A 21629-nucleotide genomic window follows, 5' to 3' on the forward strand; every position below is an offset into this window, starting at 1 on the left:
TGATGCCACATCTCCGGGCGACGGTCCCGGTTCGACGCGCGCGGGATGCGCTGCGCGAGCAGGACGTCCAGGACCTACGGTGGTGTCGTGATGCGAGGACTCGTACTCGACGTCGGTGGCGTCCTGGTCGGGCCGGGAAGCGACCCCGACACCTTCGGCGCGGCCGTGACGGTCCTGCGCGCGCGTGGGGTGCGGACCGCCCTGCTGAGCAACGATCCCGGTGGGCCCGGCGCGCAGTGGCTGCGCGATCTCGAGGGTCCGTTCGTCGACCGCGTGGTGCTCTCGGGTGACGCACGTGTCGCCAAACCCGACCCCGAGAGCTACCTGCTGGTCGCCCGGCTGCTGGACCTCGAACCCGGCGAGTGCGTCTTCGTCGACGATTCGGTCGGCAATGTGCGAGGCGCCGCCGCTGCGGGGATGGTCGGCGTACACCATGATGGTTCACACGACGCGCCGGGCGAACTGGCCGTACTCTTCGATCTCGATCCCGAGGAGATCGGGAGCGGAGCCACGGACGGCGCCGAGTCGTGGTGGCGATGTTCGGGAGGTTCGGGTCAGGAGGGGGAACGGGGTCGATGACGAGCCGGATGACGGCGCAGGACGCGTCGTACTACTACCTGGAGACGAGCAACACGCCGATGCACGTCGGGTCGCTCGCGATCCTCGAACCCCCCGAGGGCGGTCTCGACTACGAGAGCGTGCTGCGGTTGGTCGAGCAGCGACTGCCCGAGGTGCCCCGTTACCGGAAGAAGGTGCGGGAGGTCGCATTCGGGCTCTCGCGACCCGTGTGGGTCGACGACCGCGATTTCGACATCACCTACCACGTGCGGCGCTCCGCGCTGCCGAAACCCGGCTCCGACGAACAGCTGCACGACCTCGTCGCGCGTCTGGTCTCGCGACCGCTCGACCGCACGCGACCGCTCTGGGAGATGTATCTCGTCGAGGGGCTCGCGAACGATCGGGTGGCGCTGTTCACGAAGTCGCATTCGGCGCTCGTCGACGGCGAGGAGGCCCTCGACATCGTCCAGGTGCTCTTCGACAAGGAGCCGGTGCCGCGTGAGGTCCCCGAGGAATTGTGGATGCCCGAACGCGAACCGTCGGAGTCCGCTCTGCTCGTCGGAGCGCTCGCCGAACTCGTCGCGCGCCCGGGGGAGGGGATCGCCGCCGTGCGATCGGCCGTGGGCGATCTCACGGCGACCCTCACCGAGACCGTCGACGCCGTCGGCCGGATCGCCCGCACGGCAGCGCAGTCGGCGCCCGAGACTCCGCTGAACACGCAGATCTCGAGGAGCCGTCGGTTCTCCGTGGTGCGCTCCGATCTGGAGCCCTACCGCAAGATCCACTCCCGCTACGGCTGCACGATCAACGACGTGGTGCTCGCGGTCCTCGCCGGCGCGTTGCGGTACTGGCTGCTCTCCCGCGGGGAGCCGGTCACCGAGGCGACGGTGGTGCGGGCGATGGTCCCGATGTCGGTGTACACCCAGGATCCGGACGACTGCGGCGACAACGACACGATCCAGGTGCACCCGCAGGGCGAGGTGTCGTCCTTCCTGCTGGATCTGCCGGTGGGGGAGCCGAACGCGGTGGTCCGGTTGTCGCACATCGCGCATGCGGGCGAGGCCTACTCGCGGCAGCGGCGGCGGGTGGCGGCGCAGACGATGGTCCGCTTGTCGGGCTTCGCCCCGGCGACGATGCACGCGGTGGGAGCCCGGGTCGCGATGGGTTTCTCGCAGCGGATGTTCAACCTCATGATCACCAATGCGCCCGGTCCGCAGCACCCGCTCTACCTCACCGGAGCCCGGCTGCTCGAGATCTTCCCGGTCTCGCCGCTGCTGAAGAATCAGGCCCTGAGCATCGCGTTGACGTCCTACGACGGCAAGATCTACTACGGTTTGAATGCGGATCGTGATGCGATGCCCGATGTGGACGTGGCAGCGACGCTGATCCAGGAATCTCTCGAGGAGTTGACGGATGCCGGCAGGTGAGAAGTGACGCGTGTCTATGTACCGGCAACGCTCGCGATGTTGCAGGGCCTCGTCGCCGACGGTGAGGTCGACGCGGTGGGCCGGACGGCCTTCGCGGTGACCCCCGCTCTGCGCGAGGCCTACACGGCGGGCGACGACGAGGAGCTCGCCGAGGTCGCTATGGCCGAGGCGGCACGCGCGTCGCTGCGGTTGCTCGGGTCGGAGGAGCCGAACGATCATCCGTCCTTCGCGTCGCGTCGGGTGGTGATCGCGGCCGACGTCGACGAGGTGAAGCCGCGACCGGATCTCGACGATGCGGTCGTCAAGCTCGCCGGGCCGATCACGATGCGTGCGGTCGCGTCGGTGCACATCGACCTGCAGGAGGCGGAGGCCGACGTCGCGCGGGCACGCGAGATCGTCGATGCCGCCGAACTGGGCGACGAGGAGGCCGAGTTCGTCCTCGGCGACGCGGAGGACCACGAACTGGCGTGGTACGCGGCCCAGGAACTGCCCTTCCTCCTCGAACTGCTCTGACCTCGCATATCGCCACGTCATGGGTGTGACGACCGTCTCTCGCTCAACCTACGCTTCCGTAACCTCTGATAACCTACGGAGCCGTAACCGGAGTGAGGAGAAACGGTCGGATGGGCCTGAAGGAATGGATCGAGAAGCCTGCGGCACACGTCGCGCCAGGGGAGAAGTCGCTCTCCAACGTCCTGCGTGGCGCGGTGGCCCGGCTGACCACCCCTCTGCTCCCCGACGACTACCTGCATCTGGTCAACCCGCTGTGGTCCGCCCGTGAACTGCGCGGGCGCATCGTCTCGGTGCGCCAGGAGACCCCCGATTCCGCGACGATCGTCATCCGTCCCGGCTGGGGCTTCGACTTCGGATACGCGCCCGGCCAGTACATCGGCATCGGTCTGCATGTCGACGGTCGCTGGCACTGGCGCTCCTACTCGCTGACCTCCTCGCCCACCTGGGACGACAAGGTCATCTCCATCGCCGTGAAGGCGATGCCCGAGGGTTTTCTGTCCAGCCACCTCGTCGGTGGGGTTCCCGAGGGCACCGTCGTGCGCCTCGCCGCCCCGAAGGGCGATTTCGTCCTGCCCGACCCGCCGCCGGCGAAGATCCTCTTCCTCACGGCCGGCAGTGGCATCACGCCGATCATGTCGATGCTGCGGACGCTCGACCGGCGTGCGGTCGAGCGCGAACTCGACCTGCCCGACGTCGTGCACCTCCACTCCGCGCCGACGGCCGAGAACGTGATGTTCCGGTCCGAACTCGAGCGTTTCGACGCCACCCACGATCGCTTCCGCGTGCACGTGCGTCACACCCGTGAGAAGGGCAAGTTCGCGCTCTCGGAGCTCGACGAGGTGTGCCCCGACTGGCGCGAGCGTCAGACCTGGGCGTGCGGTCCCCAGCAGATGCTCGACGACATCACTGCGCACTGGGCCGCGGAGGGCATCGAGGATCAGGTCCACCTCGAGCGCTTCGCCGTCAGCCGCGCCGACACCTCTGGCTCGGGCGGAACGATCACGTTCGCGAAGTCCGGCAAGACCGTCACTGTGGACGGCGCCACGACGATTCTCGAGGCCGGTGAGAGCGTCGGTGCGCTGATGCCTTTCGGTTGCCGCATGGGAATCTGTCAGACTTGTGTTGTGCCGCTCGAGAAGGGGCATGTCGTCGATCTGCGATCCGGCAAGGAGCACGCAGAAGGCGAACGTGTCCAGACCTGTATCTCCGCCGCTGCCGGCGACTGCACACTGGACGTGTAGACACCGACAGCAAACCTCCGAAGGATCCCGCTTGGCCATCACCGACATCCGCGCGTTCTCTCATCTGACCGAAGACGACATCGTTGCTCTTGCAAACGAATTCGACGCGATTCGACGGGATGTGGAGAATTCGCGCGGCCCGCGGGACGCCCGCTACATCCATTCCGTCATCCGTGCGCAGCGTGTGCTGGAGGTGGTCGGACGCTGCGCGCTGTTCGGTTCGCGTCGACGGTCGCGCTGGATCATCGGTACCGCTGCGCTGTCGCTCGCGAAGATCATCGAGAACATGGAACTCGGGCACAACGTGATGCACGGGCAGTGGGACTGGATGAACGACCCCGAGATCCACTCGACATCGTGGGAATGGGATCAGACCGGTCCGTCCGAGCATTGGAAGCGCGCCCACAACTACGCGCACCACACCTACACGAACATCGTGGGTATGGACGAGGACGTGGGATTCGGCATCCTGCGGATGACGCGCGACGAGAAGTGGCGTCCGCGCAATCTCGCGCAGCCGATCGCGAACATCGTCCTCGCGCTGACCTTCGAGTGGGGGATCGCGCTGCACGACCTCTCGGCGAAGAAGGAACTCGAGGGCGTCCCGCCCGTGCAGTGGAATTCGGGGCCCAACAAGGAATTCGCAGCGAAGGCCGGCCGGCAGGTCGTCAAGGACCTGGTGTTCTTCCCGGCGCTCACCGGTCCGGCCTGGCGCAGCACGTTGTCGGCGAACCTCACCGCGAACGTGATCCGCAACATCTGGGCGTATCTCGTGATCTTCTGCGGCCACTTCCCCGACGGCGCAGAGAAGTTCACGACCGAGCACTACGAGAACGAGACGCGCGGAGAGTGGTATCTGCGCCAGTTGCTCGGTAGCGCAAACATTTCCGGTGGGCGTGCGATGGATTTCCTCACCGGGAATCTCAGTTATCAGATCGAGCATCACCTGTTCCCGGACTTGCCGAGCAACCGCTACCCGGAGATCGCCGCCCGTGTACGGGCGCTGTGCGGCAAGTACGACCTGCCGTACACGACCGGTTCGCTCGCCCGGCAGTACTGGCTCGCCCTGCGCACGATCCACAAGCTCGCGTTGCCCGACCGATTCCTCAAGGCGACGGCCGACGACGCCCCCGAGACCTCCTCCGAGCGCAAGTTCGACAGGTGGCGCCCGGAGGCGCCCGCGGTGGTCACCGAGGCGTCCACCGGACGTCGCCGGGGTCTGCTCACGGCGCTGCGGGTCCATGCCGAGCATGCGGTAGCAGAACGTCGTCGTCGCCTGGTGAATCGAGTCACCGGCGGCCTTCCGTCACTCTGTGATTCGCGCCACAGCTCCGAATCCGGCTAACCTACGGGACCGTAACCTACGGTAGAGTAGCCGGCATGGCGATATCGGATGTCAAGGAGTACGCGCACCTGACGGAGGCGGACGTCGAGGCCATCGGCCGCGAACTCGACGCCATCCGGCACGATATCGAGGAGTCCCGCGGGGAGCGCGACGCTCGGTACGTCCGCAACACGATCCGGCTGCAGCGCGGCCTCGAGATCGGCGGGCGCCTCGTGCTGCTCGGCTCGAACAAGCGTCCGCTGTGGCTGCTGGGCACGGGCATGCTCTCCCTGTCGAAGATCATCGAGAACATGGAACTCGGGCACAATGTGATGCACGGGCAGTGGGACTGGATGAACGACCCCGAGGTGCACTCGGCCAACTGGGAGTGGGACAACGTCGACCCGTCGGCGCACTGGAAGATCACCCACAACTACCTGCATCACAAGTACACCAACATCCTCGGCATGGACGACGATGTGGGATACGGCCTGCTGCGCGTCACCCGCGACCAGCGATGGAAGCCGTTCTACCTCGGCAACGTCGCGTACAACGCCATCCTCGCAGCGCTGTTCCAGTACGGCATCGCCATCCAGCTGCTCGAGCTCGGCAAGGTCGTCCAGGGGCGCGACGACCGCGAGCTCACCAAGGCACGCGGCAAGGAGGTGCTCGCCAAGCTCGGCAAACAGCACCTCAAGGACTACGTGATCTATCCGGCGCTCACCGGCAAGTCCTGGAAGTCCACGATGAGGGCCAACGCCACGGCCAACTTCGTGCGCAACATCTGGACCAACGCGGTGATCTTCTGCGGTCACTTCCCGGACGGTGCGGAGAAGTTCACGAAGCAGGACATCGAGACCGAGACGCGTGCCGAGTGGTACCTGCGTCAGATGCTCGGCTCCGCGAACATCTCCGGCGGTAAGGTCATGGACTTCATGACCGGCAACCTGAGCTACCAGATCGAGCACCACATCTACCCCGACCTGCCGTCCAACCGGTACGCGGAGATCGCGGTGCGTGTGCGTGAGCTGTGCGAGAAGTACGACCTGCCGTACACCACCGGCCCGCTCGCGGTGCAGTACTGGAAGTCCTGGCGCACCATCGCCAAGCTGTCGCTGCCCGACAAGTACCTCAAGGACGACCGCGACGCCGCCCCGGAGACCGCTTCCGAGCGGGGCTTCGGCGGAGCGCCGGAGATCGATCCGGCCACCGGCCGCCGCGTGGGTCTGGCCACCACCATCGAGAAGACACGCAAGCGCGGATTCGTCCGCCGCGCGCTCGGCATGCGCTGACGGTCACGAGAACGAGCACGAACCCCGGCACCTACAGGTGCCGGGGTTCGTGCGTTCGGCCGGGGTTCGTCGGTTCACCAGGGGTCGTTGGACGCGAGCGCCGTGAGCAGTTCGCGCACGGCCATCGCCCGGTTGTGCGACTTGCCCTCCAACGAGTCGAAGGCACATTCGGGATCGGCGGGCGGGCCGAGATGCGTGCACCCGCGCGGGCAGTCCTCGACCGCTTCGGCCAGGTCCCCGAACGCCGCGACGACGTCGTCGGGCCCGATGTGCGCGAGCCCGAACGACCGGATGCCCGGGGTGTCGACCACCCACCCGCCCTCGGGCAGATGCAGGGCCACCGACTGGGTGGAGGTGTGACGTCCCTTGCCCACCCCGGAGACCTCGCCGGTGGCGCGGTCGGCGTCGGGGACGAGCCTGTTCACCAGTGTCGACTTGCCGACCCCCGAGTGCCCGATCAGGGCGGTCACGCGACCGTCGATCCGCTCGTGCAGGGCGGTGAGATCGTCGTCCTGACCGACGAGCAGCACCGGGATGTCGAGATCCGCGAAGTGCGCGGCGAACTCGTCGGGATCGGCGAGGTCGCTCTTGGTCAGTCCCAGCAGGGGAGCGAGACCGCCGGCATAGGCCGCGACGAGTGCGCGTTCGACGAGTCCGGTCCGTGGTGGGGGATCGGCGAGCGCGACCACGATGAGCAGCTGTTCGGCATTGGCGACGACGATGCGCTCGAACGGATCGGTGTCGTCGGCCGTGCGCCGCAGGACGGTGCTGCGGTCCTCGACCCGCACGATGCGCGCGAGCGTGTCGGGGCGACCGGAGAGATCGCCGACGACACCCACCTGATCGCCCACCACGATCGGGGTCCGGCCGAGCTCGCGTGCCCGCATCGTCGTCACGATCCGGTCGGGATCACCGCCGAGCGCGACACCCCACCGCCCGCGGTCGACGGAGACGACCATGCCCTCCTCGGCATTGCGGTGGGCCGGGCGGTCCTTCGTGCGCGGCCGCGAGCCGCGCCCGGGGCGGACCCGGACGTCGGACTCGTCGTACTCCCGCCGCCTCAGGAGTCGCTCCCCGTCAGCAGCGACTCCCACAGGCCTTCGAAATCGGGGAGCGTCTTGGCGGTGGTGCCGATGTCCTCGACCTCGATCCCGTCGACGACGAGCCCGAGGATCGCACCGGCCGTGGCCATCCGGTGGTCGGCGTAGGAGTGCCAGATACCACCGTGCAGCGGCGTCGGCTCGATGTGCAGGCCGTCCTCGGTCTCGGTGATCGAACCCCCGAGACGACCGATCTCGGTGGCGAGCGCCGCCAGCCGGTCGGTCTCGTGACCGCGCAGGTGCGCGATACCGCGCAGGTCGGAGGGCGAGGCGGCGACCGCGGCGAGGGCCGCGACGGTCGGCGCCAGCTCGCCGACGTCGTGCAGGTCCACGTCGATGCCTCGCAATTCGCCCGGGCCGCGCACGGTCAGCGTCCCGTCGGCCCACGTCACCTCGGCGCCCATCTGCTCGAGGATGCCGCGGATCGCGTCGCCGGCCTGGGTGGTCGACTCGGGCCACAGGGGCACCGAGACGACACCACCGGTGACCGCCGCGGCCGCGAGGAAGGGCGTGGCGTTCGACAGGTCGGGCTCGACGGTGACGTCGACGGCCTTGATCGTCGTCGGGGGCACCCGCCAGGTGTCGGTCTCGGAGGTGTCGACGGAGACCCCGGCCGTTCGGAGCATCTCGACCGTCATCTCGATGTGCGGCATCGACGGCACCGGTTCGCCGGCGTGGCGGACCACCACGCCCTCGTCGAAGGCGGCCCCGGACAGCAGCAGACCCGAGACGAACTGCGAGGACGCGGAAGCGTCGATGGTCACGGAACCGCCGCGCACCGCACCGCGGCCGTGCACGGTGAAGGGCAGCCGGTCGCCGTCGATGTCGGCGCCGAGGGCGCGCAGGGCGTCGAGCACGGTGCTCATCGGGCGGACGCGGGCCTGTTCGTCGCCGTCGAACCGCACGTCGCCGTCGGCCAGTGCGGCCAGCGGCGGTACGAACCGCATGACGGTGCCGGCCAGTCCGCAGGCGACCTCGCCTCCGCGCAGGGGGCCGGGGGTCACGTCGAGGGTGGTGCCGCCGTCGCGCTCGGTGACGGTCGTGCCGAGCGTGCGCAGGGCCCCGATCATCAGGTCGGTGTCGCGGCTGCGCAGCGCGCCGGTCAGGGTGGACGGCCCGTCGGCGAGTGCGGCCAGGATCAGGGCACGGTTGGTGATCGACTTCGATCCCGGCAGCGTCACCGACGCTCGAACCGGGGACACGGCGCGGGGTGCTCTCCACAGACTCACCCGACCATCTTCGCCCATCCGGACCGGTGCGGGCACCCTCGCCCACCCGGTGCGCGCCGGTGTCGGTTCCGTCACCCGGCGATGCCACACTCGACGGCATGTGCGGAAGGTATGTCTCCACCGCCGACCCGGCGACGCTCGCCGTCGAACTCGACGCGCTCGACGAGACCGGCGACGACAGCAGCCGGGACGGGCGGGGGCCCGACTACAACGTCGCGCCGACGACCGAGGTGCTCACCGTTGTCGCCCGGCACGACGGGGAAGATCCCGACGGTCCCGTCCGCCGCCGTATCCGCCGCATGCGCTGGGGACTCGTGCCGCACTTCGCCGAAGAGGTGGGCGGAAGCGCACCACTGATCAACGCGAGATCCGAGTCGGTCGCCACCAAGCCGAGCTTCGCGCGGTCGCTGCGCTACAAGCGGTGCCTCGTCCCGATGGACGGCTGGTACGAATGGCAGGTCGAACCCGCGCCGGACGGCAAGCCTCGCAAGGTGCCGTACTTCATGGCGCCGGCCGACGGCTCGCGGATCTGCATGGCCGGGGTGTGGGCGGAGTGGCGCGACCCGCGGAACCCGAAGGCACCGCCGCTGTCGAGCACGACGATCCTCACCGCTCAGTCGGTCGAGCAACTCGGCAACGTGCACGAACGGATGCCGCTGATCCTCCCGTCGGAGCGGTGGGATGCGTGGCTCGACCCCGACAGTCTCGGCCATCCGGATCTGATCGTGCCGAGCGTCGACGCGATCTCGGCGATCGAGATCCGCCGCGTGTCCGCGAAGGTCAACAGCATCCGCAACAACGGCCCCGAACTGCTGCAACCCGACGACGGCGCCGGCGATCAGATGGTGCTGTTGTAGGCGCTGACGGAGCGGACGGGCCCTACGGACCGGCCGTGATCGGTGCCACGACGGCGCCGGTCAGCCGGATCAGATCGTGCGGATCCAGTTCGATCTCGAGCCCTCGCCGACCCGCGCTGCACAGCACCCAGTCCCACTGCTCGGCGGAGACGTCGATCACGGTGCGCAGACGCTTGCGCTGCCCGAGCGGGGAGATGCCGCCGACGACGTACCCGGTCGCGCGTTCGGCGGCGGTGTGATCGGCCATCACGGCCTTGCCGCCGCCCAGCGCCCCGGCTGCGGCCTTGAGCGACAGCGTCGCCGGGACCGGGATCACCGCGACGGCGAGCGTGCCGTCGGACAGCGACACCACCAGCGTCTTGAAGATCTGTTCGGCGGAAACCCCGAGGTGTGTGCCGAGTTCCTCGACGGCTTCGGCGCCGAAGGACGACGACCTCGGGTCATGTGCGTATTCGTGGACCCGGTGCGCGACCTTCTCGCGCTTCAACAACACCGTCGCGGGAGTGGATGTCGAGGCCATCCGATCACTCTAGAGAACCGGAGGTGGGGAACAAGCGCGGTGGGCACGGCGTTGCACACCGACGGGTGGATCCACCGGCCACCCGAGACCCGACGATCGGAGAATTCGTGGCAGTGCTGTGCCCGCCTCGACCGGACGCCATCGGACGTCCCCCCGATCCGGACGCCGTCGGACCGGTAGCCTTCTCGACAGGCGTCGATGAAGGGATCGGTGTGATCGAGGAGTCTGTGGAAGAACTGACCGAGCGGTTCGAGCGGGACGCGCTTCCCCTGCTCGATCAGCTCTACGGCGCTGCGCTGCGGATGGCCCGCAATCCCTCCGACGCCGAGGACCTCGTACAGGAGACCTACATCAAGGCGTTCTCCGCCTTCCGGTCGTTCCGCGAGGGCACCAACCTCAAGGCCTGGCTGTACCGGATCCTCACCAACACCTACATCAACTCGTACCGGAAGCGTCAGCGGCAACCCGCGCAGTACCCGACCGACGAGATCACCGACTGGCAGCTCGCCGCCACGGCCGAGCATTCGTCGACCGGTCTGCGGTCCGCGGAGGTCGAGGCACTCGACGCGCTTCCCGACGACGACATCAAGGCGGCGTTGCAGGAGCTTCCCGAGGAGTTCCGCATGGCCGTCTACTACGCCGACGTCGAAGGGTTCCCCTACAAGGAGATCGCCGAGATCATGGGGACGCCGATCGGCACCGTGATGTCGAGACTGCACCGGGGTCGCAAGCAGCTGCGGGGCCTGTTGGCCGACGTGGCGCGCGATCGCGGTTTCATGCGGGAGAAGGCCGTGGACGCCACCACCGGAACATCGGATCAGCCCGAGAGCGGAAAGGGAGCACCGCAGTGAGCGAACCCGACTTCGATCGACTCGACTGCTCGGCGGTCATCGCGGACGTCTACCTGCTTCTCGACTCCGAATGCGACGCCGGTTCCCGCGAGAAGCTGCAGCGGCACCTCGACGAGTGCGGCACCTGCCTCGAGGCCTACGGGATCGAGGAGAAGATCAAATCGCTGCTCAGCCGCAAGTGCGGCGGGGAACACGCACCCGAGGGCCTGCGGGAGCGGCTCATGCTGCAGATCCGCCGCACCGTGGTGATCACCGAGACGGACAGCGCCGAGTCGTAGGCGAGTTCACTCGTACCGAGTCGTAGGCGAGTTCACTCGTACCGAGTCGTAGGCGAGTTCACTCGTACCGAGTCGTAGGCGAGTTCACTCGTACCGAGTCCTGGGCGAGACCCCCGAACGTGACAGGGGCCGGAAAGCTGCTGCTTTCCGGCCCCTGTCCGCGTCTCAGGCGTTGGGACGCTTGCCGTGGTTGGCGGCGTTACCCTTGCGGCTGCGCTTCTTGCGACCTCGCTTACCCATGGTGGGATCTCCTTTCTCGTTCATTACAGTGTTTCACGTGCGGTCGAGTGGTCCTGTCGGCAGGTCCGCCGCCGGAGCGTGAAACGAGGTGTTCGATGGCGGAAGACGTACGCGCGGAGATGGTATCGACCGTGTTCGAGGTCGTCGTGCGAGAGGGTGACGTGGTGGCCGAGGGCGACACGCTGGTGATCCTCGAGTCGATGAAGATGGAGATTCCCGTGCTCGCCGAGTCGGCGGGCACCGTGACCTCCGTCGGAGTCTCGGTCGGGGATGTCATCCAGCAGGGCGACCTCATCGCCGTGATCTCCTGACGGCGGATATCTCCTGAGTACGAAAGCGGTTCCCGTGTCCACACTCAGTTCGTTGCTCGCGAGGTACACGGATCTTCCGGGCGTGGCCGTCGATCACCTCCAACGTGTCGTGGGCGAGTGGCAGTTGCTCGCCGACCTGTCGTTCGCCGACGTCCTCCTGTGGGTCGACGCGGCGCCGTCCGGAATCGTGTGCGTCGCACAGTGCCGACCCACCACCGCCTCGACGGTGATCCCCGAGGACGCCGTCGGCACGCTCGTCTCCGACAACGAACATCCTTACGTCCGTAAGGCTTTCGAAACCGGAGAGATCGTCGACGTCAAGTCGTCCCCGGGCGCCGGGATCAACATCCGTCAGGCCGTGCCGGTGCGCTGGGACGGTCGGGTCGTCGCGGTGCTCAGCCGCGACGCCGCCCGCGTGTCGCGGCGGTCGGCCAGCGCGCTCGAGACGGCCTATCTCGAATGCGCCGACGACCTCTACCGGATGATCAGCGAGGGCACTTTCCCGACGCCCGAGGCGCGCTCGGACACCAAGTCGAGTCCGCGTGCGGGCGACGGATTCATCCGGCTCGACCGGAAGGGCAAGGTCGTCTACGCGAGCCCCAACGCGCTGTCGGCCTATCACCGGATGGGTCTGAACTCCGACCTGATCGGTCAGGATCTCGTCGAGACGACCCGCGCACTGGTCACCGACCCCTTCGAGAGTCGCGACGTCACCGACTACCTCCGCGGGGCCGTGGAGGGCCGTCTGGGGCAGCGCATGGAGATCGAGGCCCTCGGGGCCACCGTTCTGATCCGTGCGTTGGTCCTGAACCCGGGAGGGAAGATCCGGGGCGCCGCGGTGATCGTCCGCGACGTCACCGAGGTCAAGCGACGCGACCGGGCACTGCTGAGCAAGGACGCGACCATCCGCGAGATCCACCACCGTGTCAAGAACAACCTGCAGACGGTCGCCGCGCTGCTGCGACTGCAGGCGCGCCGAACCGGGAACGCGGAAGCCCAGCAGGCCCTGGGGGAGGCGGTCCGTCGCGTGACATCCATCGCCCTGGTCCATGAGGCGCTGTCGATGTCAGTGGACGAGGAGGTCGATCTCGACGGTGTGTTCGACCAGCTGATCCCCATCGTCGTCGACGTGTCGACGGTCGGCAGCCAGATCCGGGTGGTGCGGGAGGGGAATCTCGGCGTGTTCCCCGCGGATCGCGCCACGCCTCTGGTCATGGTGCTGACCGAACTCGTCCAGAACGCCGTCGAGCACGCCTTCGATCCGGGCGTGAACGGCACGGTCACCGTCAATGCCCAGCGTTCGGCCCGCATGCTCGACGTCGTGGTCCGCGACGAGGGGAAGGGTCTTCCCGAGGGGTTCAGCCTCGAGGCGTCGAACCGGCTCGGTCTGCAGATCGTCCGGACCCTCGTGGCTGCCGAGCTCGGCGGATCGTTGGAGTTGACGTCCAACGAGGTCGGCGGGACCGATGCACGCCTGCAACTACCGCTGGGCAAGGTGCCGGTCGCCTGATCGTCCTTACGACCGTGCACGTAAGAAGGCCCGGCCTCCCCCGTAGGGGAGCCGGGCCTTCGAACGTCTATCGGAGTTGCTCAGACCGCCGTACGAGCGCGGGTGCGGGCGTTGCGACGCTTGAGGGCGCGGCGCTCGTCCTCGCTCATACCGCCCCAGACGCCGGCATCCTGTCCGGATTCGAGCGCCCAGGAGAGGCATTCGGCGGTGACGGGGCAACGGTTGCACACGAGCTTGGCATCCGCGATCTGCGCGAGAGCCGGGCCGCTGTTTCCCACGGGGAAGAACAGTTCCGGATCCTCGTCGCGGCAGATGGCCTTGTGGCGCCAGTCCATGCTTCTACTCTCCTTCGATGGTGCGTGTGCACCGGCTGATTGGTCAATGCGTGTTCACGCCTGTGGCACGGAGTGTTTCCGCGCGGTTACTTGTGAATGCTTTCACGAACGAGCGTGGAGTCAATAGAATCGACCACGATCGTGGGGAAGCTCACGCTGGTGTGGGCTACGAGTTCGCCAATCCCTCTTTCTACTCCCCTCGAGCCGAGAAGGTAGTGGCAATCACAGAATTCGTGCTTCTCTTTCTGTCGCTGTCCCGCTGGGGGGATCGTCAGCGGGGCGCGACGACATCGAGGATCGACGCCACGGACACGAACTCGACCTCGGTCCGGAGTCCGAGATAGTCGCCGTCGACCTGAAGTCCGATCGGGCGCGAGGCCCGGGCGCGCACGCTCGCGACATCGTCCGCACGCACCAGATGCGGCGACGCCGGCTCGCCGCGGGCGGCCAGAAGTTGTCTCACCACCCGCAGGCTCGGAAGTACCCGGGTCGTCGTCATAGCAAACACGCCCAAACCGGTGTCGAACGAGGTGCCGGGATTCGTGTGCACCGGCCGGGACTCGAGATAGGTCCACGGACTCGAGTTCGACACGAACGCATAGTGCACCCCCGAAACAGGTTCGGATCCGGGCATCTCGAGCGTGAGCGCCGGTTCGGCCCGCTTCGACGCGAAGAACCGGGCCACCGCGTGCCGCACGTAGCGCGCCGTCGTCACCTTCTTGCCCTCGGCGCGGCTCAGGTCTATGGCCTCGCACACCTGGGCGTCGAGACCGAGGCCCGCGTTGAAGGTGAACCACCGCCCGTCGCAGTGGCCGAGGCCGATCCGGCTGGTCCTGCCCTCCTGCAACGACTCGAGTACCTGCTCGGTGGCCTCGAGTGGATCGGCGGACAGTCCCAGGGATCGCGCGAACACGTTCGCCGAGCCGCCGGGCACCACCGCGAGTCGCGGCAGGGTCGGATCGGCGCCTCGGTCGGGGGAGGGGCCGAGGAGGCCGTTGACGATCTCGTTGACGGTGCCGTCGCCACCGTGCGCGACGACGACGTCCATCCCGTCGGCGTGCGCCGAACGCGCCAGTTCTGCGGCGTGCCCGCGGTGGGTCGTGTGCGCGACGGTCAGCGCGAGCCGGCCTCTCAGGGCGTGAGCGAGGCGGTCGCGACCGGCCGGGGTGGTCGTCGTCGCATTCGGGTTCACGATCAGCAGGGCGCGCACGGAACATCAGCCTAAGTGGTGCCCGGCGGGTCCACTACGCTGGACGGGTGCCTCTCGAAACACCTCGCAGCAGCGTTCCGTCGACCGTGCGTGCCGCCGGTTGGCTCGTCGTCCTCGAGGGCGTCGTCGCGATGGGATTCGCGGTGTACTCGATCATCCGCGCCGCCTCGGGCGAACACGATCAGTCGGTCACCAATGGCTACGGCTTCGCGCTGTGGCTGTTCATCCTGTTCGGCGGGGTCCTGGCCGGCGGGATCGCGCTCGTGCGCGGTGTGCGCTGGGGACGTGCCGTGGCGATACTCGCGCAGTTGTTGTTGCTGCCCGTGGTGTGGTCGCTGCTGACGGACTCCCACCAGCCGGTCATCGGCACTGTGCTGGCGCTCGTCGTGGTCCCCACGCTCGTGCTGCTGTTCAGCCCGCCCACGTCGCGGTGGCTCGCGCACGAGTACGCGCCCGACGTCGACGAGTGATCCGGCTCAGCTGCCGAGCGCTTGCAGGGCGGGGCCGCTGAGCCTGAAGGTCGTCCACTCGTCCTGCGCGACGGCACCGAGGGATCGGTAGAAACCGATGGACGGCTCGTTCCAGTCCAGCACCGACCAACTCAGGCGGGTGTAACCGCGCTCCACGCATTCGTGGGCGAGCGCCGCGAGCAGTGCCCGTCCGTGTCCCTTGCCGCGGTGTTCGGGACGGACGAACAGATCTTCGAGGTAGATCCCGTGCACGCCGTCCCAGGTGGAGAAGTTCCGGAACCACAACGCCACCCCGACGACCCGGCCTTCGGTGCCGTCCTCTCCGGATTCCTCTGCGACGTGCGCGTACACCGAGGGCTGCGGCCCGAAAAGAGCCTCGTGGATCTGCTCGGGCACCACGGTGCACTCGTGCCGGGCCTTCTCGTATTCGGCGAGGTCGTAGATCAGCCCGGTGATCGCGGGGACGTCCTCGGGTGTGGCTCTGCGGATCACGGCGGGCTGCCTCCTGCGGTCTCGTGGGCGGATTCACCTCGCGCTGCGCCGCCGAGTGCGCGAGGATCGGGGTCGTGGCAACGGTACTTGCAGTGGCAAATCAGAAGGGTGGCGTCGCCAAGACAACCACCGTCGCGTCGTTGGGGGCCGCGCTGTCGGCGCTGGGCCGGCGGGTGCTCGTCGTCGATCTCGATCCCCAGGGGTGCCTGACCTTCTCTCTCGGGCACAACCCCGACAAGCTCGAACAATCCGTGCACGAGGTGCTCGTGGGCGGTGTCGAGACGAAGGACGTTCTGCTCGGGACAGCGGAGGGGATGTCGCTGCTGCCGGCGACCATCGACCTCGCGGGTGCGGAGGCGATGCTGCTCATGAAGCCGGGGCGTGAATACACCCTGAAGCGGGCGCTGGCGTCGGTGGAGGACGACTACGACGTCGTCGTCATCGACTGCCCGCCCTCTCTGGGCGTCCTCACCCTCAACGGGCTGACCGCGGCGCGGTCCGTGCTCGTTCCGCTGCAGTGCGAGACGCTCGCGCACAGGGGAGTCGGGCAGCTCCTGCGCACGGTGAACGAGGTGAAACAGATCACCAATCCGGATCTCGAGCTGCTCGGCGCGCTGCCGACCCTGTACGACTCGCGGACCACGCACAGTCGCGACGTGCTCGCCGATGTCTCCGACCGGTACGACCTGCCGGTGCTGGCCCCGCCCGTACCCCGCACGGTCCGCTTCGCGGAGGCTTCCGCCTCGGGCGCGACGGTGCTGGCGGGACGCAAGAACAAGGGCGCCGAGGCGTACCGGGCGCTCTCCGAGAACCTGCTGCGCTACTGGTCGGGGGAGGCGGAACTCGAGACTTTCGAGACCGCCGTCGCGGACTGAGACGTCAGCACCGACCGGGACGGCTCGCTTTCAGCACCGACCGGGACGGCTCGCCATCAGCGCAGTGCCACGAGCTCATCGCCGCGTTGCTCGACCACGACATCCCCGGCGACGGCGACGTTCACCGTGGAGACCGTCCCGCGCTCGACGTCGATGCGCGGGCCGGGTTCACCGGTCCGTGAGTCGACTCCCACGAGGGCGTCCTCGACGGGAAGGAGCAGCGAACCGGCCATGATGTCGCCGCTGCCGAGAGTGTCCTCGACGGTCCACTGCGGGGCGAAATCGGTGGTCGACAACGCGACGGTGTCGCGGCCCGTCCACCACACGAGCACGCCGCCGCGCTCGAGGGCTGGGTCGTCCGATTCGCCGGCAGGACGCGACAGGGCGTGCGTGTCGAGGAGGACGCCCTCGCTGTCGAAGACCTCGATGCGCGGCCCGTCGTTGTCGTCCGGGGCCAGGTAGACCGCCGTGCGGTCGCCGACCACCGCGACGATGCGGGAGTCCCCGCCCGCTTCCGGCAGCACCGACGACGCGAACTCCTCGGGCTTGGTGCTGTCGTCGGGGGTGGGATCGAGAAGGGTGAGCCGATTGGTCGGCTCGTTCGCGCACTGCTCGAGCACGGCCAGCACTTCGGCGCCCGAATCCGCCGAGCGCAGTTCGCAACCCGATCGTGGCTGCGCGTTCGGGTTCACCGGTGCGTCGACGCGCCCGTACTCGACCGTGCGCACCAGATCGGAGCGCCACATCTCGAGACGTGACTCGCCGAAGGCGATCAGGTGCGAACCGGCGCCGACGACCCGGATCGGATCGTCGGCGTCGCTCGACCGTTGCGCGCCCCGAGAGCCACTGCCCGAGTCGAGCGCGGTGACCTGACCGCATCCCCGCGGGCCGCGATAGACCGAGACCACGTCGCCCCAGGCCTCGGTGACCGCGCACAACGCCCGGTCGCGGTCGTACCGCCAGCGTTCCTCGCCGGATTGCGGGTCGCGGCCGACGACCGCACCACCGTCTGCCGTGGCGACCGTGCCGCCGGACACCACCGGTGCGGTCGTCGCCGTACTCGGAGCACGCCAGAGTTCGGCGAGCGTGCGCGGAAGAGATTGCGCGGCAGCGAGAGTGGGGACAGGGCCGTCCCAGGTGGTCGACGTGGTGCCCCGCGCATCCGAGTTCAGCCAGACGACACTCGCCGCCACCAGAGCGGTGACGACGAGTGCGGCTGCGACGAGAAGGTCGGTGCGGGTGCGGCGCTCGGGCGCGAGCACGTGGTTATCGGGCAGACGACGTCGAGACCGCTTCCACGTTCGACGTGTCCTGCTGCTCTGCGCGACCGGCCGGGCCCTCGCCCGAGCGGGTGCGACGGCGACGACGGCGACGACGTGCCGGAGCGGCCGCCCCGGTGTCCTCACCCGTCTCCGCTGCGGCAGGCTCGTTCTCGGCATTCACCGAGTCGTCCGAACCGGTTGCGGCCACATCCGTTGCGGAGCCGTCGGCAGACTTTCCGCGGACGGTACGACGGCGGACCCGGTTGCGCTTCGGGCGGGATCCGCCCTCGCGCTCGACGCGCTCGCGCTTCTCACCGTTCTCCGAGGCGGCGGGAGCGGCCTTGCGGACGCGTCCGGTGGCGTCGGACGGGATGTTCAGCTCCTCGAACAGGTGCGGGGAGCTCGAGTAGGTTTCGATCGGATCCGGGATACCGAGATCGAGAGCCTTGTCGATGAGCTGCCAGCGCGGCACGTCGTCCCAGTCGACGAGGGTGATCGCGATACCGGTGCGTCCGGCGCGACCGGTACGGCCGATGCGGTGGACGTAGGTCTTCTCGTCCTCGGGGCACTGATAGTTGATGACGTGGGTGACGTCGTCGATGTCGATGCCGCGGGCGGCGACGTCCGTGGCGACGAGCACGTCGATCTTGCCGCTGCGGAACTTGTCGAGTGCCTTCTCACGCGCGATCTGACCGAGGTCGCCGTGCACCGCGCCGCACGCGAAACCGCGCTCGACGAGGTCGTCGGCCACCTTCTGCGCCGTGCGCTTGGTGCGGGTGAAGACCATGGTGGCGCCGCGACCCTCGGCCTGCAGTACGCGGGCGACGAGTTCGGCCTTGTCGAGTGCATGCGCCCGGTAGATGAACTGCTGGGTGCGCTCGTGCACGGCCGACGATTCGGCCTCCTCGGCCCGGATGTGCGTCGGGCGGTTCAGGAACGTGCGGGCGAGGGTGATGATCGGGCCGGGCATGGTGGCCGAGAACAGCATCGTCTGACGACGGTCGGGGACCATCGTGAGGATGCGCTCGATGTCGGGCAGGAAGCCGAGGTCGAGCATCTCGTCGGCTTCGTCCATGACGAGCACGCCGATCTTGCCCAGGATCAGATGGCCCTGGTTGGCGAGATCGAGCAGACGGCCGGGAGTACCGACGACGACGTCGACACCCTTCTTCAGTTCGTCGATCTGCTGCTCGTAGGGGCGCCCACCGTAGATCGACAGGACCTCGAGGCCCGACTTGCGGCTGCCGGGCAGGTACTTGGAAGCGTTCACGAGGTCGTTGGTGACCTGGATGCACAGCTCGCGGGTCGGGACGATCACGAGTGCACGGGGAGTGCCGTCGAGGGTGGTCGTGCCGGAGCCCTCGGTGGCGATGCGATGCAGGAGCGGAACGCCGAAGCCGAAGGTCTTGCCCATACCCGTACGGGCCTGCCCGATGAGGTCGTCGCCGGCGAGGGCCAGCGGCAGGGTGAGTTCCTGGATCGCGAAGGTGCGTTCGATGCCGACCTCGGCGAGGGCGCGGACGATCTCGTCGCGGACACCGAGTTCGCCGAAGGTGGGGGGTACGTGGGTGGAGTCGAGTTGTGCGGAGACGGTCGTTTCGCTCGCGTCGTCTTCGTGGTCGATGGTGATCTTGCTCAGGGGTCCGGCCTTCCTGGTCTCGGCACGCACGCACGAGGGGGAAAGGCGACCGGCCTGCACCTCAGCGCGAGCGGTTTCCACCAGGCTCGGCGAAGCGCGGCAGCGATCCGCAGTTCGGGTGCGCGCACATTATCTGGGAAGCTCGCGGGCCACGGTCGGCGGCTCGAAGCGCGGGCTTCCCGATCCATTGTACCGGTTCCGGCGCATTCCACGAGGTAGTACTACGCTTCGTCGTCATGGGAGCCGATACGCCGCAGTCCACCTCCGAGTCCGGCACGACGCCGGGCGGACCCGCAGTCCCCGCCGATCACCCCGGTGTCGCAGAGCTCTTCGCGTTGCTCGCGTACGGCGAGATCTCGGCGTTCTACCGGCTCGCCGAGGACGCACGGTTCTCCCCGTCCCTGCGCGGGCGGGTCGCCCTCGCAAGCATGGCAGCTGCGGAGATGAGCCATTTCGAGACGCTCCACACCGCGCTCACCGATCGTGGTGTGGAGATCTACGCGGCGATGGAGCCCTACCGCAAAGCCCTCGACGCCTACCACGCCTCGACCACTCCGTCGACGTGGCTCGAGGTTCTCGTGAAGGCATACGTCGGTGACAGGATCGCCGCAGATTTCTACTGTGAGATCGCCGACATGCTTGCTCCCGAGGTGTCCACGGTGGTCCGGGAGGTCCTCGCCGAGACCGGCCACTCGGAGTTCGTGGTGCATGAGGTCCGCGAGGTCGTCGAGCGCAGCCCGCTGCAGAAGGACCGCCTGATGCTGTGGGGACGCCGGCTGCTCGGCGAGGCCATCACCCAGGCGCAGTACGTCCTCGCGCAGAACGAGGAACTCGCCGAGCTGGTGATTCTCGCGTCCGGTGACCTGGCTAACATCGCCGCGCTGTTCGATCGCATGCAGGTCGAGCACGCCGAGCGGATGTCGGTGCTCGGACTGCATTAGCCTGGGGCTGATAGCAGTACCAGCTCGGTTTCAATGCATGAGAATCGGAGGTCCACCGTGGAGGTCAAGATCGGCGTCGCGGACAGCCCGCGCGAAGTTGTCGTCGTCAGCGACCAGACGCCCGACGAGGTGGAGAAGCTCGTCCGGGCCGCGTTGAACGGCGCCGACGACGGGGTGCTCGCCCTTGTCGACGAGAAGGGCCGCAAGGTTCTCGTGCAGGCCGCCAAGATCAGCTACGTGGACATCGGTCCTGCCACGCTGGGCAAGGTCGGCTTCGCCGCCAACTGAGAGCGACCGACGAGAACGGGCCGGGGCATGTCGCCCGGCCCGTTCGTCGTTCTCGGTATGTGTCGTCAGCGACGACGGTGCTCATATGTCGTCAGCGACGACGGTGCTCATATGTCGTCAGCGACGACGGTGCGCCTCTGTGTCGTCAGCGACGACGGAGTTCCGGCTGCAGCGGCACGTGCTTCAGACCGCCCCAGGCCAGCGCGACCGTGGTGTCCACGGCGTCCTCCTTGGGGATCGGACGTGCGGCGTCGAGCCAGTAGCGTGCGGTGAACTGGCTCGTTCCCACCAGGCCGACCGCGAGGATGCGGGCCCGGTACGGATCGAGACCGGAGTCGTGGCTGACGAGGTCGAAGACGGCGTCGACGCACGCCTCGGTGGCCTGCTCCACTCGCCGCGACACCTGCGGTTCGCCCATCAGATCGGATTCGAAGACGAGCCGGAATCCCTGGCTGTCGTTGTCGACGAAATCGAAGAAGGCCTGCACTGCGGCGCGCACGCGCTGACGGTTGTCGGTGGTGGACCGCAGGGCCTGGCGTACGCCGTTGATGAGGGTGTCCACGTAGTTCTGGAGCACGGCGCAATACAGTTCGAGCTTGCCGGGGAAGTGCTGGTACAGGACGGGCTTGCTCACTCCGGCACACTCGGCGATCTCGTCCATGCCGGCCGAGTGGTAACCGCGTGTGACGAATACCTCGCTGGCAGCCTCGAGCAACTGGGCACGACGCTCGTCACGCGGCATCCGGGCGCCCCGTTTGCCGTTGGAACCCCGGCCGGATGCTCGTTCGGTGACGTCGGTCATGCTTACTCCCAATCTGCACTACTTCCGAACGTGGCCTGTACCACCTCGGCGCTCCTCGTCTCTG

General features: G+C 68.0%; 25 protein-coding genes. 15 read left to right on the top strand and 10 right to left on the bottom strand.

Going from position 1 to position 21629, the window contains the following annotated elements; genetic code table 11:
- Nucleotides 1-90: 90 nt before the first annotated feature.
- The 6 genes from A5767_RS21915 (at nt 91) to A5767_RS21940 (ending at nt 6355) form a co-directional block, all read left to right on the top strand.
- Complete coding sequence (locus A5767_RS21915) at nt 91-579, top strand: HAD-IA family hydrolase (RefSeq protein WP_024101497.1); 489 nt, start codon at nt 91-93, stop codon at nt 577-579.
- Nucleotides 576-1985 (top strand): WS/DGAT/MGAT family O-acyltransferase, encoded by a 1410-nt coding sequence (locus A5767_RS21920; RefSeq protein ID WP_026061398.1) that lies wholly within the window; start codon nt 576-578, stop codon nt 1983-1985. Before A5767_RS21915 ends, A5767_RS21920 begins: the two co-directional genes overlap by 4 nt.
- 3 nt (nt 1986-1988) lie before the next feature.
- Nucleotides 1989-2498: a DUF6912 family protein gene (locus A5767_RS21925; RefSeq protein ID WP_006550224.1), complete on the top strand. Its 510-nt coding sequence runs from the start codon at nt 1989-1991 to the stop codon at nt 2496-2498.
- Nucleotides 2499-2608: 110 nt separating this feature from the next.
- Nucleotides 2609-3739 (top strand): ferredoxin reductase, encoded by a 1131-nt coding sequence (locus tag A5767_RS21930; RefSeq protein WP_019288492.1) that lies wholly within the window; start codon nt 2609-2611, stop codon nt 3737-3739.
- A gap of 31 nt (nt 3740-3770) precedes the next feature.
- On the top strand, nt 3771-5084 hold the full coding sequence (locus tag A5767_RS21935; protein ID WP_082937769.1) for a fatty acid desaturase family protein: 1314 nt from the start codon (nt 3771-3773) through the stop codon (nt 5082-5084).
- Between the two features lie 35 nt (nt 5085-5119).
- Nucleotides 5120-6355 carry a fatty acid desaturase family protein gene (locus tag A5767_RS21940; protein ID WP_006550227.1) on the top strand — a complete coding sequence of 412 codons (1236 nt, stop codon included), beginning with the start codon at nt 5120-5122 and terminating at the stop codon, nt 6353-6355.
- A gap of 74 nt (nt 6356-6429) precedes the next feature.
- On the opposite strand, the gene rsgA is transcribed toward A5767_RS21940, so the two are convergent.
- A complete protein-coding gene (gene rsgA / locus A5767_RS21945) occupies nt 6430-7449 on the bottom strand; it encodes a ribosome small subunit-dependent GTPase A (protein WP_006550228.1) in 1020 nt (339 codons plus the stop codon).
- The gene (aroA, locus tag A5767_RS21950; RefSeq protein WP_037216114.1) at nt 7416-8702 is read right to left on the bottom strand and encodes a 3-phosphoshikimate 1-carboxyvinyltransferase; all 1287 of its coding nucleotides are present in this window, start codon (nt 8700-8702) and stop codon (nt 7416-7418) included. The genes rsgA and aroA overlap by 34 nt, the downstream gene beginning before the upstream one ends.
- A gap of 80 nt (nt 8703-8782) precedes the next feature.
- On the opposite strand from aroA, the gene A5767_RS21955 reads away from it, so the two are divergent.
- Nucleotides 8783-9541 (top strand): SOS response-associated peptidase, encoded by a 759-nt coding sequence (locus A5767_RS21955; protein ID WP_064853146.1) that lies wholly within the window; start codon nt 8783-8785, stop codon nt 9539-9541.
- 22 nt (nt 9542-9563) lie between these two features.
- Here A5767_RS21955 and ybaK read toward each other — a convergent pair whose 3' ends face one another.
- A complete protein-coding gene (ybaK, locus tag A5767_RS21960; RefSeq protein ID WP_064853132.1) occupies nt 9564-10061 on the bottom strand; it encodes a Cys-tRNA(Pro) deacylase in 498 nt (165 codons plus the stop codon).
- A gap of 212 nt (nt 10062-10273) precedes the next feature.
- Here ybaK and A5767_RS21965 point away from each other — a divergent pair, with 212 nt between their 5' ends.
- Together A5767_RS21965 and rsrA are read left to right on the top strand one after the other, a co-directional pair.
- The gene (locus tag A5767_RS21965) at nt 10274-10912 is read left to right on the top strand and encodes a sigma-70 family RNA polymerase sigma factor (protein ID WP_051121509.1); all 639 of its coding nucleotides are present in this window, start codon (nt 10274-10276) and stop codon (nt 10910-10912) included.
- Nucleotides 10909-11190: a mycothiol system anti-sigma-R factor gene (rsrA, locus tag A5767_RS21970; RefSeq protein ID WP_006550233.1), complete on the top strand. Its 282-nt coding sequence runs from the start codon at nt 10909-10911 to the stop codon at nt 11188-11190. Before A5767_RS21965 ends, rsrA begins: the two co-directional genes overlap by 4 nt.
- Before the next feature lie 165 nt (nt 11191-11355).
- Here rsrA and A5767_RS24230 read toward each other — a convergent pair whose 3' ends face one another.
- Nucleotides 11356-11430, bottom strand: coding sequence for a 50S ribosomal protein bL37 (locus A5767_RS24230; protein ID WP_022597109.1), 75 nt, complete (start codon nt 11428-11430; stop codon nt 11356-11358).
- A 95-nt stretch (nt 11431-11525) separates the two neighbouring features.
- On the opposite strand from A5767_RS24230, the gene A5767_RS21975 reads away from it, so the two are divergent.
- Together A5767_RS21975 and A5767_RS21980 are read left to right on the top strand one after the other, a co-directional pair.
- On the top strand, nt 11526-11741 hold the full coding sequence (locus A5767_RS21975; protein WP_006550234.1) for a biotin/lipoyl-binding carrier protein: 216 nt from the start codon (nt 11526-11528) through the stop codon (nt 11739-11741).
- A gap of 34 nt (nt 11742-11775) precedes the next feature.
- Nucleotides 11776-13251 carry a sensor histidine kinase gene (locus tag A5767_RS21980; RefSeq protein ID WP_064853133.1) on the top strand — a complete coding sequence of 492 codons (1476 nt, stop codon included), beginning with the start codon at nt 11776-11778 and terminating at the stop codon, nt 13249-13251.
- A gap of 80 nt (nt 13252-13331) precedes the next feature.
- On the opposite strand, the gene A5767_RS21985 is transcribed toward A5767_RS21980, so the two are convergent.
- Both A5767_RS21985 and A5767_RS21990 read right to left on the bottom strand, forming a co-directional pair.
- On the bottom strand, nt 13332-13586 hold the full coding sequence (locus A5767_RS21985; protein WP_006550236.1) for a WhiB family transcriptional regulator: 255 nt from the start codon (nt 13584-13586) through the stop codon (nt 13332-13334).
- 271 nt (nt 13587-13857) lie between these two features.
- Nucleotides 13858-14796 carry a diacylglycerol/lipid kinase family protein gene (locus tag A5767_RS21990; protein WP_064853134.1) on the bottom strand — a complete coding sequence of 313 codons (939 nt, stop codon included), beginning with the start codon at nt 14794-14796 and terminating at the stop codon, nt 13858-13860.
- 47 nt (nt 14797-14843) lie between these two features.
- Between A5767_RS21990 and A5767_RS21995 the strand changes: the two genes are divergently transcribed.
- Entirely contained in the window at nt 14844-15266 is a 423-nt protein-coding gene (locus A5767_RS21995; protein WP_024101488.1) for a hypothetical protein, read from the top strand.
- 6 nt (nt 15267-15272) lie between these two features.
- On the opposite strand, the gene A5767_RS22000 is transcribed toward A5767_RS21995, so the two are convergent.
- Complete coding sequence (locus A5767_RS22000; protein WP_006550239.1) at nt 15273-15758, bottom strand: GNAT family N-acetyltransferase; 486 nt, start codon at nt 15756-15758, stop codon at nt 15273-15275.
- A gap of 74 nt (nt 15759-15832) precedes the next feature.
- Here A5767_RS22000 and A5767_RS22005 point away from each other — a divergent pair, with 74 nt between their 5' ends.
- Complete coding sequence (locus A5767_RS22005) at nt 15833-16633, top strand: ParA family protein (RefSeq protein WP_024101487.1); 801 nt, start codon at nt 15833-15835, stop codon at nt 16631-16633.
- 56 nt (nt 16634-16689) lie between these two features.
- Here the strand turns inward: A5767_RS22005 and A5767_RS22010 are convergent, their stop codons facing one another.
- Nucleotides 16690-17895: an Rv3212 family protein gene (locus A5767_RS22010; protein WP_064853135.1), complete on the bottom strand. Its 1206-nt coding sequence runs from the start codon at nt 17893-17895 to the stop codon at nt 16690-16692.
- A gap of 4 nt (nt 17896-17899) precedes the next feature.
- Nucleotides 17900-19564 (bottom strand): DEAD/DEAH box helicase, encoded by a 1665-nt coding sequence (locus tag A5767_RS22015; RefSeq protein WP_033097103.1) that lies wholly within the window; start codon nt 19562-19564, stop codon nt 17900-17902.
- Between the two features lie 206 nt (nt 19565-19770).
- On the opposite strand from A5767_RS22015, the gene A5767_RS22020 reads away from it, so the two are divergent.
- On the top strand, nt 19771-20475 hold the full coding sequence (locus A5767_RS22020; RefSeq protein ID WP_006550243.1) for a ferritin-like fold-containing protein: 705 nt from the start codon (nt 19771-19773) through the stop codon (nt 20473-20475).
- Between the two features lie 57 nt (nt 20476-20532).
- A complete protein-coding gene (locus A5767_RS22025; RefSeq protein WP_006550244.1) occupies nt 20533-20763 on the top strand; it encodes a DUF3107 domain-containing protein in 231 nt (76 codons plus the stop codon).
- Nucleotides 20764-20908: 145 nt separating this feature from the next.
- On the opposite strand, the gene A5767_RS22030 is transcribed toward A5767_RS22025, so the two are convergent.
- Nucleotides 20909-21565, bottom strand: coding sequence for a TetR/AcrR family transcriptional regulator (locus A5767_RS22030; protein WP_006550245.1), 657 nt, complete (start codon nt 21563-21565; stop codon nt 20909-20911).
- Nucleotides 21566-21629: the final 64 nt, after the last annotated feature.

Source organism: Rhodococcus sp. 852002-51564_SCH6189132-a (assembly GCF_001665495.1).
Classification (GTDB): domain Bacteria; phylum Actinomycetota; class Actinomycetes; order Mycobacteriales; family Mycobacteriaceae; genus Rhodococcus; species Rhodococcus pyridinivorans.